Origin of the sequence: Streptomyces sp. NPDC004658 (assembly GCF_040609555.1) — a bacterium.
GTDB lineage: Bacteria > Actinomycetota > Actinomycetes > Streptomycetales > Streptomycetaceae > Streptomyces.
The window spans coordinates 17937-31313 of the sequence record NZ_JBEXKG010000090.1 but is presented as its reverse complement, the minus strand read 5'-3'; the positions used below and the strand labels follow the sequence as shown (position 1 = coordinate 31313).

The following is a 13377-nucleotide window of genomic DNA, read 5'->3' as shown; positions in this document are numbered from 1 at the left end:
TCGGCAAGGCGGGCGGCGCCAACACCCTGTCGGTGTTCGGTACGTCCCACACCGCCGACGGACACACCGGAGTCGCCGGGGTGTTCGCCCGCCCCTCGCCCCGACCCCCACCGTGGCGCCCCGGGCCCCGAGCGACCCGGCAGCCGCGCCCCCGGCGCCGCCCGCCACCCTCCAGCCCCTCCCCACCCCGACCCCCGGCAGGTGACGGAAGTGTCCGACAGGGAACCGCCGCGCCGCCGTGTGCCCGGGCCCGCCAAGCCTCCCCGGCCGCGGGGTGCCGTCCGGCGGCAGCCCGGGCCCGGTGCCCGGCCGGTCTGCCGGTCCGGCGGGGCCCGGCCCCCGGTGTCGCGCCCCCTCCGGCTCGGCAGCCCCCGGCCCCGGCTGCGCCTGGTCAGCCTCGCCCTGACCCTGGTGCTGCTCGCCTTCGTGGTGCGTCTGCTCCAGGTCCAGGCCGTCGACGCCAGCTCCTACACGGCGCGGGCCGAGCAGAACCGGTACGTGGTGCACACGCTGGCCGCCGAACGAGGCGAGATCACCGACCGCAACGGCGTCGCCCTCGCCGTCAGCGAGGACGCGTACGACATCACGGCCGACCCGACGATGTTCACCCGCGCGCAGCTGAAGATCCCCGACGGCCCGGAGCGGGCCGCGGCGCTGCTCGCCCCGATCCTCGGCCAGGACCAGGCCACGCTCGTCAGGAAGCTGCGCCCCGCCAACAAGAACTCCCGCTACACCCGGCTCGCCACCCGGCAGACCCCGCAGGTCTGGAAGCAGATCAAGGACCTGAAGACCGCGCTCACCAGCAAGTCCGAGACGGACCACACCACCGTCAACGTCCTGGCCGGTGTCTTCGCGGACCCCAGCAGCCAGCGCGTGTACCCCAACGGCGACCTGGCCGCCGGGATACTGGGCTGGGTCAACGCCGACGGCCAGGGCGGCGGCGGCATCGAGCAGAAGCTGAACAAGCAGCTGTCCGGGAAGGACGGCAAGGTCCGCTACGCCCAGGCCGGCGGGCGCCAGGTGCCGACGGCCGGGTCCACCGAGACGCCCGCCGTACCCGGCTCCGACGTCGAGCTGACCATCGACCGCGACATCCAGTGGGCCGCGCAGAACGCGATCAGCGAGCAGGTGAGGAAGTCCAAGGCGGACCGGGGGTACGTCGTCGTCCAGGACACCCGCACCGGTCAGATCCTGGCCATGGCCAACTCTCCCGGCTTCGACCCCAACGACCTGTCGAAGGCCGACGGCGACGCCATGGGCAACGCGGCCGTGCAGGACGCCTACGAGCCCGGCTCCACGGCCAAGGTGATGTCCATGGCGGCCGTGCTGGAGCGGAACGTCGCGACCCCGCTCACCCACGTCGTCGTACCCAACCGGCTGCACCGCGGCGACCGGCTCTTCCAGGACGACATCGACCACGCCACCTGGTACCTGACCCTCAACGGCGTGCTCGCCAAGTCCAGCAACATCGGCACCATCCTGGCCACCGGCGAACTCGCCAGGACCCAGCCCGAGGCCAACAAGGTCCTCTACTCCTACCTGCGCAAGTTCGGCATCGGCAGCCCCAGCGGTCTCGGCTTCCCCGGCGAGACCGCCGGCATCCTCGCGCCGCCGCAGAAGTGGTCCACCTCGCAGCAGTACACGATCCCTTTCGGCCAGGGCTTCTCCATCAACGCGATGCAGGCGGCCTCCGTGTACTCGACCATCGCCAACGGCGGCGTGCGCGTCCAGCCGACCCTGGTGCGCGGCACCAAGGGCGCCGACGGGCGCTTCACGCCGGCGCCGAAGCCCGAGCAGACACGGGTGGTCAGCGAGAAGACCGCCAAGAGCCTCGCGCAGATGCTGGAGTCCGTCGTCGACGACGGGCAGGGCACGGGCATCAAGGCCCGCATCCCGGGGTACCGGGTGGCGGGCAAGACCGGCACGGCCAACCGCGTGGATCCGGCCACCGGCCGCTACCGCGGCTACACGTCGTCCTTCGCCGGCTTCGCCCCCGCCGACAAGCCGCGGATCACCGTCTACTGCGCCATCCAGAACGCCACCTCGGGCAGCTACTTCGGCGGCCAGATCTGCGCCCCCATCTACAAGCAGGTCATGGAGTTCGCCCTGAAGACCCTCCAGATCCCGCCGACCGGCGCGAAGGCCGCCAACCTGCCCGTCGACTACAAGCCCTGATCAGCACCTCGGAAACACCAGGAACCAGCACGTGACAACGATCACCCCGGACCCCGGGAACCAAGGCGCCCACAGGCCCTCACTTCGCTCCGGAGCGGGTGCGCCCGGTACGCTCACCGCCGTGCCACACGCTGATCAGTCCCACAACACCCAGAAGGGCCAACCCGTGACATATCCGGGGCTGCCCCGGCCGACGACGCTCCCCGCCACACCCCTCGCGGAGCTCGCCGGCCAGCTGGGTACCACCGCGCCGGAAGCCGCCGCCGAGGTCACGGGGATCACCCACGACTCGCGCGCTGTCCGCCCCGGTGACCTGTACGCCGCCCTCCCCGGCGCCCGGCTGCACGGCGCCGACTTCGTCACCCAGGCCGCGAGCCTGGGCGCCGTCGCCGTGCTCACCGACCCCACGGGCGCCGAGCGCGCCGCCGCGTCCGGGCTGCCCGTCCTGGTGGTCGAGGACCCGCGCGGGCGGATGGGCGAGCTGGCGGCCACGATCTACCGCCACCCGGGCCGCGACCTGCTCCAGATCGGCATCACCGGCACCTCCGGCAAGACCACCACCGCCTACCTGGTGGAAGGCGGCCTGAAGACCGCCCGTTCGACCGGCCTCATCGGCACCGTCGAGATCCGCATCGGCGACGAGCGCATCAAGTCCGAGCGCACCACCCCCGAAGCCACCGATCTCCAGGCCCTGTTCGCCGTCATGCGCGAAGAGGGCGTCGAGGCGGTCGCCATGGAGGTCTCCAGCCACGCCCTGGTCCTCGGCCGGGTCGACGGCTGCGTCTTCGACATCGCGGTCTTCACCAACCTCAGCCCGGAACACATGGAGTTCCACTCCGGCATGGAGGACTACTTCCGGGCCAAGGCACAGCTGTTCACGCCGGAACGCAGCAAACTCGGCGTGGTCAACGCCGACGACGAGTACGGCCGCCGGCTCGCGAAGGAGGCGACCGTGCCGGTCGTCACCTTCTCCGCCGAGGGCCACCCCGACGCCGACTGGCGCGCCCAGGACGTCCAGGTCGGCCCGATGGACTCGACGTTCACCGTCCTCGGCCCGAACGGCGAGCGTGTGCACGCCAAGTCACCGCTGCCGGGCCCCTTCAACGTGGCGAACACCCTCGCCGCCGTCGTCGCCCTCGCCGCGGCCGGCCTGGACCCGCAGACCGCCGCCGACGGCATCGCCGCCGTCCCGGGCGTCCCGGGCCGCCTGGAGCGCGTCGACGCCGGGCAGCCCTACCTCGCGGTGGTCGACTACGCCCACAAGACCGACGCCGTGGAGTCGGTGCTCAAGGCGCTGCGCAAGGTCACCAAGGGGCGGCTGCACGTCGTCCTCGGCTGCGGCGGCGACCGCGACCAGACCAAGCGCGCCCCGATGGGCGCCGCCGTGGCCCGGCTCGCCGACACGGCCGTACTGACCTCCGACAACCCCCGCTCCGAGGACCCCCTCGCCATCCTCGCGACCATGCTCCAGGGCGCGGCCTCCGTGCCCGCGCACGAGCGCGGCGAGGTGCTCCTCTTCGAGGACCGTGCCGCCGCCGTCGCCGCCGCCGTGGGCCGCGCCCAGGCCGGCGACACCGTGCTGGTCGCGGGCAAGGGCCACGAGCAGGGCCAGGACATCGCCGGCGTGGTCCGTCCCTTCGACGACCGCCAGGTGCTCCGCGAAGCCATCCAGAAGACCCAGGGATGAAAATCCAGAAGACCCAGGGGATGAACTTGTGATCGCCCTCTCCCTCGCCGAGATCGCAGCAGTCGTCGGCGGGCAGACGCACGACATACCGGATCCGTCCGTGCAGGTCACGGGACCGGTCGTCCGGGACTCCCGCGAGGTGGTGCCCGGCAGCCTGTTCGCCGCCTTCGTCGGCGAGCGCGTGGACGGCCACGACTACGCACCGCAGGTGATCGAGGCCGGCGCGGTGGCCGTGCTGGCCTCCCGCCCGGTCGGCGTCCCCGCGATCGTCGTCGAGGACGTCCAGACGGCCCTCGGCGCCCTCGCCCGCCACGTCGTACGCCGGCTCGGCGCGACCCTCGTCGCCCTGACCGGCTCGGCCGGCAAGACCAGCACCAAGGACCTCATCGCCCAGGTGCTCCAGCGCAAGGCGCCGACGGTGTTCACGCCCGGCTCGCTCAACAACGAGATCGGGCTGCCGCTGACCGCCCTGTCCGCCACCGAGGAGACACGGTTCCTGGTGCTGGAGATGGGCGCCCGGGGCATCGGGCACATCCGCTACCTCACCGGCCTCACCCCGCCGAGGATCGGCCTGGTGCTCAACGTCGGCAGCGCCCACATCGGCGAGTTCGGCGGACGCGAGCAGATCGCCCAGGCCAAGGGCGAACTCGTGGAGGCCCTTCCTGCGGCGGAGGAGGGCGGCGTGGCGATCCTCAACGCCGACGACCCGCTGGTACGCGCCATGGCCTCCCGTACCAAGGCGAAGGTGGTCCTTTTCGGAGAGTCGGCCGAAGCGGACGTACGCGCCGAGAACGTACGACTCACGGACAGCGGACAGCCCTCCTTCAGGCTTCACACACCCTCCGGTGCAAGTGATCTGACGATGCGCCTGTACGGTGAGCACCACGTGTCGAACGCGCTCGCCGCGGCCGCCGTCGCCCATGAGCTGGGCATGTCCGCGGAAGAGATCGCCACCGCGCTCTCCGAGGCGGGCTCCCTCTCCCGTTGGCGCATGGAGGTCACCGAGCGCCCGGACGGCGTGACCATCGTCAACGACGCCTACAACGCCAACCCCGAGTCCATGCGGGCCGCCCTCAGGGCGCTCGCGGCCATGGGCAAGGGGCGTCGCACGTGGGCGGTGCTCGGCAAGATGGCCGAGCTGGGGGACGAGGCGCTCGCCGAGCACGACGCCGTCGGACGGCTCGCCGTCCGGCTCAACGTCAGCAAGCTCGTCGCCGTCGGGGGGATTGAGGCCTCCTGGCTGCAATTGGGCGCATATAACGAGGGTTCGTGGGGTGAGGAGTCGGTGCACGTGTCCGACGCACAGGCGGCGATCGACCTGTTGCGCAGCGAGTTGCGCCCGGGGGACGTCGTGCTCGTGAAGGCGTCCCGTTCGGTGGGTCTGGAGAGCGTCGCCCAGGCGCTCGCCGAGACCGGTGCCGAGGGTGAGGTTGCCGCCCGATGATGAAGCAGATCCTGTTCTCAGGAGTCATTGGCCTCTTCCTGACGCTGGTCGGCACCCCGCTGCTGATCAAGCTTCTCGCCCGCAAGGGCTACGGCCAGTACATCCGTGACGACGGCCCGCGCGAGCACGCCAGCAAGCGCGGGACGCCGACCATGGGCGGCATCGCCTTCATCCTGGCGACGATCGCCGCGTACTTCCTGAGCAAGCTCATCACGGGTTACCCGCCCACCTACTCCGGGCTGCTGGTCCTCGGCCTGATGTTCGGCATGGGCCTGGTCGGCTTCCTCGACGACTACATCAAGATCGTCAAGCGGCGCTCGCTGGGTCTGCGGGCCAAGGCGAAGATGGCCGGGCAGCTGATCGTCGGCATCGCTTTCGCCGTGCTGTCGCTGCAGTTCTCCGACGCCCGCGGCAACACCCCCGCCTCCACCAAGCTGTCGTTCATCACCGACTTCGGCTGGTCCATCGGCCCGGTGCTGTTCGTCGTCTGGGCGCTGTTCATGATCCTCGCGATGTCGAACGGCGTGAACCTCACCGACGGCCTGGACGGTCTGGCCACCGGCGCCTCCGTCCTCGTCTTCGGCGCCTACACCTTCATCGGCGTCTGGCAGTTCCAGGAGTCCTGCGCCAACGCGGGCACCCTGACCAACCCGGGCGCCTGCTACGAGGTGCGCGACCCGCTCGACCTCGCGGTCGTCGCCTCCGCGCTGATGGGTGCCTGCCTCGGCTTCCTGTGGTGGAACACCTCACCGGCGAAGATCTTCATGGGCGACACCGGTTCGCTCGCCCTCGGCGGTGTCCTCACCGGCCTGGCCATCCTCTCCCGCACGGAGCTGCTGGTGGCCATCATGGGCGGCCTGTTCGTCCTCATCACCATGTCGGTCGTCATCCAGGTCGGCTCCTTCCGGCTCACCGGAAAGCGCGTCTTCCGGATGGCACCGCTCCAGCACCACTTCGAACTCAAGGGCTGGTCCGAGGTCCTGGTGGTGGTCCGATTCTGGATCATCCAGGGCATCTGTGTGATCGTCGGACTGGGCCTCTTCTACGCGGGATGGGCAGCGGACAAGTGACCTCCTCGGTGCCTTCTGGGCCTTCCGACTTCCAGGGCAAGCACGTCACCGTCGCCGGCCTCGGCGTCTCCGGCGTCCCGGCGGCGAAAGTGCTGCACGCGCGCGGGGCGGTCGTCACGGTCGTCAACGACGGCGACGACGCACGCGCGCGGGAGCAGGCCGCGGAGCTGGAGGCGCTCGGCATCACCGTGCGCCTCGGCGACGGCGAGACCCTGCCGGAGGGCACCGAGCTGATCGTCACCGCCCCCGGCTGGAAGCCCGACAAGCCGCTCTTCCTCGCTGCGGAGAAGGCCGGTGTGCCGGTGTGGGGCGACGTGGAGCTGGCCTGGCGGCTGCGCGGCCCCGACGCGGCCCCCTGGCTGGCCGTGACGGGCACCAACGGCAAGACCACGACGGTCCAGATGCTCGCCTCCATCCTGAAGGCGGCGGGGCTGCGCACGGCCGCCGTGGGCAACATCGGCGTCTCCCTGCTGGACGCGGTCCTCGGCGAGGAGCGCTATGACGTCCTCGCCGTGGAGCTGTCCAGCTACCAGCTCCACTGGGCGCCCTCCCTGCGGGCGCACTCGGCGGTGGTGCTCAACCTGGCGCCGGACCACCTGGACTGGCACGGCTCCATGGAGGCGTACGCGCGCGACAAGGGCCGCATCTACGAGGGCAACAAGGTCGCCTGCGTCTACAACGTCGCCGACAAGGCCACCGAGGACCTCGTGCGCGAGGCCGACGTCGAAGAGGGCTGCCGCGCCGTCGGGTTCACGCTCGGCACACCCGGGCCCTCCCAACTCGGCGTCGTGGACGGCATCCTGGTCGACCGGGCCTTCGTGGAGAACCGGCAGCACAACGCGCAGGAGCTGGCGGAGGTCTCCGACGTCGACCCGCCCGCGCCGCACAACATCGCCAACGCCCTTGCCGCCGCGGCCCTCGCGCGCGCCTTCGGGGTGCCGGCGAGCGCCGTGCGGGACGGTCTGCGGGCCTTCCGTCCGGACGCCCACCGCATCGCGCACGTCGCCGACATCGACGGGGTCGCGTACGTGGACGACTCCAAGGCGACCAACACCCACGCCGCGGAAGCGTCGTTGGCGTCATATGAACCGATCGTATGGATCGCGGGCGGTCTGGCGAAGGGCGCGACCTTCGACGAGCTGGTCGCCAGGTCGGCGAAGCGACTTCGCGGTGCCGTCCTGATCGGCGCCGATCGTGCCCTGATCCGGGACGCCCTCGCGCGACACGCGCCGGAAGTACCCGTGGTCGACCTCGACCGGACCGACACTGGGGCGATGCTCCAGGCGGTGACGGAAGCGAAGCGGCTGGCTCAGCCCGGCGACACGGTGCTGCTGGCCCCGGCCTGCGCCTCCATGGACATGTTCACCAACTACAACCAGCGCGGCGACGCGTTCGCGGCGGCGGTCCGCGAACTCGGCGCCTGACCCCGGCCGCCTGCCGGGCGGATCTTGGGAGGGACGCGTGGGACGGTCGACGTTCACCGGAGGCGCCGATGCCCAGTAGCCGTACCGGCCGGCCACCCGTGCAGCGGGCGTCCCGGCGCCCGCGGTCCGCCGTTCCCCGGCCCCCGCGCGAGAACCCCGTACAACGGCTCTACACGCGCGCGCGCAGGGCCTGGGACCGGCCGCTGACCGCCTACTACCTGATCGTCGGCGGCAGTGTGCTGATCACCGTGCTGGGCCTGGTGATGGTCTACTCCGCCTCCCAGATCACCGCGCTCCAGCTGTCGCTGCCCGGGTCGTACTTCTTCCGCAAGCAGTTCCTCGCCGCGCTCATCGGCGGCGCACTGCTGTTCGCCGCCTCCCGCATGCCGGTGAAGCTGCACCGGGCGCTGGCCTACCCGATCCTCGCCGGAGCCGTCTTCCTGATGGCCCTGGTGCAGGTGCCCGGGATAGGGATGGCGGTCAACGGCAACCAGAACTGGATCTCCCTCGGCGGCTCCTTCCAGATCCAGCCCAGCGAGTTCGGCAAGCTCGCCCTGGTGTTGTGGGGCGCGGACCTGATCGCCCGCAAGCAGGAGAAGAAGCTGCTGACGCAGTGGAAGCACATGCTGGTGCCGCTGGTCCCGGTCGCCTTCCTGCTGCTCGGGCTGATCATGCTCGGCGGCGACATGGGCACCGCGATCATCCTCACGGCGATCCTCTTCGGCCTGCTCTGGCTGGCGGGCGCGCCGACCAGGCTGTTCGCGGGCGTGCTGTCCGTCGCCGGCCTGATCGGTGTGACGCTCATCAAGACGAGCCCCAACCGGATGGCCCGCCTCGCCTGCATCGGGGCCACCGAGCCCAAGGCCGGGGTCGCGGACTGCTGGCAGGCCGTGCACGGCATCTACGCCCTGGCCTCCGGCGGACTCTTCGGCTCCGGACTGGGCGCGAGTGTGGAAAAATGGGGCCAACTCCCGGAAGCCCACACCGACTTCATCTTCGCCGTCACCGGTGAGGAACTGGGCCTGGCGGGGACGCTGTCGGTGCTCGCCCTGTTCGCGGCTCTAGGCTATGCGGGTATCCGCGTGGCCGGACGCACGGAGGACCCCTTCGTGAGGTATGCCGCGGGAGGCGTGACCACCTGGATCACCGCCCAGGCGGTGATCAACATCGGTGCGGTGCTCGGCCTGCTGCCGATCGCCGGCGTCCCCCTCCCGCTGTTCTCCTACGGAGGGTCCGCCCTGCTGCCGACCATGTTCGCCATCGGGCTGCTGATCGCCTTCGCGCGCGACGAGCCCGCTGCGCGGGCAGCGCTTGCGATGCGGCAACCTCGCTTTGGTAGAAAGCGGGCGGGAGGCTCCGGTGCCGAGCGGGGGCCTCGGAGATGGAACACGATGCGACGGCGTGCCTCGGCGGCGCGCTCGTCCGGAGAGCGGTGAATTTCGGTGCATGTCGTACTCGCCGGTGGAGGGACCGCCGGCCACATCGAGCCCGCGCTCGCCCTCGCGGACGCCCTGCGCAGGCAGGACCCGACCGTGGGGATCACGGCCCTGGGCACGGAGCGCGGCCTGGAGACCCGGCTCGTCCCGGAGCGCGGCTACGAGCTGGCGCTGATCCCGGCGGTGCCGCTGCCGCGCAAGCCCACCCCCGAGCTGATCACCGTCCCGGGCCGGCTGCGCGGCACGATCAAGGCCGCCGAGCAGATCCTGGAGCGCACCAAGGCGGACTGCGTGGTCGGCTTCGGCGGCTATGTCGCCCTGCCCGGCTATCTGGCCGCCAAGCGCCTCGGCGTGCCGATCGTGATCCACGAGGCCAACGCGCGTCCGGGCCTGGCCAACAAGATCGGCTCGCGGTACGCGGCCCGGGTCGCCGTCTCCACCCCGGACAGCAAGCTGCGTGACGCCCGCTACATCGGCATCCCGCTGCGCCGCTCCATCGCCACGCTGGACCGCGCCGCCGTCCGGCCCGAGGCCCGCCACCGCTTCGGTCTCGACCCCAACCTGCCCACGCTCCTCGTCTCCGGCGGCTCGCAGGGCGCCCGGCGGCTGAACGAGGTGACGCAGGCGGTCGCCCCCTGGCTCCAGCAGGCAGGCATCCAGATCCTGCACGCGGTCGGCCCGAAGAATGAACTGCCGCGAGTGCACCAGATGCCGGGAATGCCCCCCTACATCCCGGTAAGTTACCTGGACCGGATGGACCTCGCGTACGCCGCGGCCGACATGATGCTCTGCCGCGCGGGCGCGATGACCGTCGCCGAACTCTCCGCCGTCGGACTCCCGGCCGCGTACGTCCCGCTGCCCATCGGCAACGGCGAACAGCGGCTCAACGCCCAGCCGGTGGTCAAGGCCGGCGGCGGGCTCCTCGTCGACGACGCGGAGCTGACCCCCGAGTGGGTGCAGCAGAACGTGCTGCCCGTGCTCGCCGATCCGCACCGGCTGTACGAGATGTCCCGCGCGGCGAGCGAGTTCGGCCGCCGGGACGCCGACGACCTGCTCGTCGGCATGGTGTACGAGGCGATCGCCTCGCGCCGATAGGACCGTATGACGAAAGGGCAGTGAGCAGCGTGGCCGGACCCTCCACCGCCGAGCGCGGTGAACGCCAGCAGGAGTCGTCCGGCCCGCCGCTCGCCCGGGGGCTCAACCGACGGCGCCTTCGTGTGATCATCGTCCTGGGTACCCTCCTCGTGCTCCTGGGAGCGGGTTCCGCCTGGGCGTTGTACGGCTCCTCGTGGCTGCGCGTCGAGCACGTCTCGGTGTCGGGCACGCGCGTGCTGACCCCGGCCGAGGTGCGCCGGGCGGCGGCCGTGCCCGTCGGAAAACCGATGATTTCCGTCGACACGGATGCCATCGAGGCCCGACTTCGCCGGAAATTGCCCCGAATCGACACCGTAGATGTGGTTCGTTCCTGGCCGCATGGAATCGGCCTGAAAGTGATCGAGCGCACTCCGGTCCTGCTCATCCGAAAGGGCGCGCACTTCGTCGAAGTCGACGACGACGGTGTCCGGTTCGCCACGGTCGCGCAGGCGCCGCACGGCGTTCCGATGCTGGAATTGTCCCCGTCCCGGACGGGTTCGGGTGCCGCCAGCTTCCGGCGCTTCGGCGCCGACCGGCTGGTGCGCGAGGCGGTCCGGGTCGCGGGGGACCTGCCGGCCGCCGTGGCGAGGGCCGCCCGGGCCGTCCACGTGCGCACCTACGACGACATCAGGCTGGAGTTGGCCGACGGCCGCACCGTCGCGTGGGGCAGCGGCGAACAGGGCCGTGCCAAGGCACGGGCCCTCACGGCTCTCATGAAAGCATCCCCCGGCGCGCGGCACTTCGACGTCAGCGCGCCCACCGCCCCTGCGTCATCGGGGAGTTGACGCACATCAGCGCAGGCCAGCACCCTGGTTGGGCACTGCTACGGCTGATCACATAGGGTGAAAAGAAAAACGGGAGGTTCGGCGTGTTCGTTGAACGGGCGCCACTTGTCGACTTAGTGTCCTGTTCAGAAGACTCCAGGGAACAGACACACTGGTAACCCTAAACTTCAGGGTTAGGGTTCGGGTCGGCGCTACGGACCGTCCCATTCGGCATCCGTCGTCCCGGCGCGGGGCACCGCACGGCGGCGACAACGTAATTCGAGGCGAGAGGCCTTCGACGTGGCAGCACCGCAGAACTACCTCGCAGTCATCAAGGTCATCGGTGTCGGCGGCGGTGGTGTCAATGCCATCAACCGGATGATCGAGGTCGGTCTCAAGGGCGTCGAGTTCATCGCCATCAACACCGACGCACAGGCGCTGTTGATGAGCGACGCCGACGTCAAGCTCGACGTCGGCCGCGAACTCACCCGCGGACTCGGCGCCGGAGCCAACCCGGCCGTCGGCCGCAAGGCCGCCGAGGACCACCGCGAGGAGATCGAGGAGGTCCTCAAGGGGGCCGACATGGTCTTCGTGACGGCCGGTGAAGGCGGCGGCACCGGCACCGGCGGCGCGCCCGTCGTGGCCAACATCGCGCGTTCGCTCGGCGCCCTGACCATCGGCGTGGTCACCCGCCCGTTCACCTTCGAGGGACGGCGCCGCGCGAACCAGGCCGAGGACGGCATCGCCGAACTCCGCGAAGAGGTCGACACCCTCATCGTCATCCCGAACGACCGGCTGCTGTCCATCTCGGACCGCCAGGTCTCGGTCCTGGACGCCTTCAAGTCCGCCGACCAGGTCCTGCTCTCCGGTGTTCAGGGCATTACCGACCTCATCACCACCCCCGGCCTGATCAACCTGGACTTCGCCGACGTCAAGTCGGTCATGTCCGAGGCCGGTTCGGCCCTCATGGGCATCGGCTCGGCCCGCGGCGACGACCGCGCGGTGGCCGCGGCCGAGATGGCGATCTCCTCGCCGCTGCTGGAGGCGTCCATCGACGGCGCCCGGGGCGTGCTGCTCTCCATCTCCGGCGGCTCCGACCTCGGCCTGTTCGAGATCAACGAGGCGGCCCAGCTGGTCAGCGAGGCCGCCCACCCCGAGGCCAACATCATCTTCGGCGCGGTCATCGACGACGCCCTCGGCGACGAGGTCCGGGTCACCGTGATCGCGGCCGGCTTCGACGGCGGCCAGCCGCCCGCCCGCCGGGACAACGTCCTCGGCACGGCCTCCGGATCGGCCCCCGCCCGCCGCGAGGAGCCCGCTCCGGCCCGGCCGAGCGAGCCGAGCCGTCCGTCCTTCGGCTCGCTGGGCAGCGTCAAGCCGAAGGAGGAGCCGGAGCCGGCGCCCGAGCCGGTGGCCGAGATCCCGGTCACGCCGCCGGTGACGCCGGCGCCCCGGACCTACTCGGACAGCGCGGCCGAGGAGCTGGACGTCCCGGACTTCCTCAAGTGATAGGACAGCGCGAGAGCGTGAGCGGCGCGCACTTCGCCTTCACCGACCGGTGGGGCGGGGTGAGCGCCGCTCCGTATGAGGAGCTGAACCTCGGCGGTGCCGTCGGCGACACGCCCGAGGCGGTGCGGGGCAACCGGGAGCTGGCGGCCAAGTCGCTGGGCCTGGACCCCGGCCTGGTCGTCTGGATGAACCAGGTGCACGGTGCCGACGTCGCGGTGGTGGACGAGCCCTGGGGCACGGGGACCGTCGTGCCGGAGGTCGACGCGATCGTCACCGCCCGGCGCGGACTCGCCCTCGCCGTCCTGACCGCCGACTGCGTGCCGGTGCTGCTGGCCGACCCCGTCGCCGGGATCGTCGCCGCGGCGCACGCCGGGCGGCCCGGCATGGTCAAGGGGGTCGTCCCCGCCGCCGTGCGGGCCATGGTGGAACTCGGCGCCGAGACACGCCGGATCGTCGCCCGCACCGGCCCGTCCGTGTGCGGCCGGTGCTACGAGGTGCCGGAGGCGATGCGCGCCGAGGTGGCCGCCGTGGAGCCGGCGGCGCACGCCGAAACGAGCTGGGGCACGCCGGCGCTCGACGTGAGCGCGGGGGTGCACGCGCAGCTCGACCGGCTCGGGGTGTGCGACCGGGCGCAGGCGCCGGTGTGCACGCTGGAGTCGGGCGACCACTTCTCGTACCGACGCGACCGCACCACCGGGCGGCTCGCGGGCTATGTCTGGCTGGACTGATGGGGC

The 13377-nt window shown here is 71.4% G+C and carries 10 protein-coding genes; all 10 read left to right on the top strand.

Going from position 1 to position 13377, the window contains the following annotated elements:
• The first annotated feature begins 210 nt into the window (after nucleotides 1-210).
• Nucleotides 211-2175 carry a penicillin-binding protein 2 gene (locus ABZV94_RS26445; protein ID WP_356344411.1) on the top strand — a complete coding sequence of 655 codons (1965 nt, stop codon included), beginning with the start codon at nucleotides 211-213 and terminating at the stop codon, nucleotides 2173-2175.
• Between the two features lie 31 nt (nucleotides 2176-2206).
• A complete protein-coding gene (locus ABZV94_RS26440; RefSeq protein ID WP_356344409.1) occupies nucleotides 2207-3862 on the top strand; it encodes a UDP-N-acetylmuramoyl-L-alanyl-D-glutamate--2,6-diaminopimelate ligase in 1656 nt (551 codons plus the stop codon).
• A 28-nt stretch (nucleotides 3863-3890) separates the two neighbouring features.
• Nucleotides 3891-5306, top strand: coding sequence for a UDP-N-acetylmuramoyl-tripeptide--D-alanyl-D-alanine ligase (murF, locus tag ABZV94_RS26435; RefSeq protein ID WP_356344406.1), 1416 nt, complete (start codon nucleotides 3891-3893; stop codon nucleotides 5304-5306).
• Nucleotides 5306-6376 (top strand): phospho-N-acetylmuramoyl-pentapeptide-transferase, encoded by a 1071-nt coding sequence (gene mraY / locus ABZV94_RS26430; protein ID WP_030347870.1) that lies wholly within the window; start codon nucleotides 5306-5308, stop codon nucleotides 6374-6376. Before murF ends, mraY begins: the two co-directional genes overlap by 1 nt.
• On the top strand, nucleotides 6358-7800 hold the full coding sequence (gene murD, locus ABZV94_RS26425) for a UDP-N-acetylmuramoyl-L-alanine--D-glutamate ligase (protein ID WP_356344404.1): 1443 nt from the start codon (nucleotides 6358-6360) through the stop codon (nucleotides 7798-7800). Before mraY ends, murD begins: the two co-directional genes overlap by 19 nt.
• Before the next feature lie 68 nt (nucleotides 7801-7868).
• Complete coding sequence (gene ftsW / locus ABZV94_RS26420; RefSeq protein WP_356344401.1) at nucleotides 7869-9236, top strand: putative lipid II flippase FtsW; 1368 nt, start codon at nucleotides 7869-7871, stop codon at nucleotides 9234-9236.
• 6 nt (nucleotides 9237-9242) lie between these two features.
• On the top strand, nucleotides 9243-10331 hold the full coding sequence (gene murG / locus ABZV94_RS26415; RefSeq protein ID WP_356344399.1) for an undecaprenyldiphospho-muramoylpentapeptide beta-N-acetylglucosaminyltransferase: 1089 nt from the start codon (nucleotides 9243-9245) through the stop codon (nucleotides 10329-10331).
• Nucleotides 10332-10360: 29 nt separating this feature from the next.
• Nucleotides 10361-11155 carry an FtsQ-type POTRA domain-containing protein gene (locus ABZV94_RS26410; protein WP_356344396.1) on the top strand — a complete coding sequence of 265 codons (795 nt, stop codon included), beginning with the start codon at nucleotides 10361-10363 and terminating at the stop codon, nucleotides 11153-11155.
• 279 nt (nucleotides 11156-11434) lie between these two features.
• Nucleotides 11435-12643: a cell division protein FtsZ gene (gene ftsZ, locus ABZV94_RS26405; protein ID WP_356344394.1), complete on the top strand. Its 1209-nt coding sequence runs from the start codon at nucleotides 11435-11437 to the stop codon at nucleotides 12641-12643.
• Nucleotides 12640-13371 carry a peptidoglycan editing factor PgeF gene (pgeF, locus tag ABZV94_RS26400; RefSeq protein WP_356344392.1) on the top strand — a complete coding sequence of 244 codons (732 nt, stop codon included), beginning with the start codon at nucleotides 12640-12642 and terminating at the stop codon, nucleotides 13369-13371. Before ftsZ ends, pgeF begins: the two co-directional genes overlap by 4 nt.
• The last annotated feature ends 6 nt before the right edge of the window (nucleotides 13372-13377 follow it).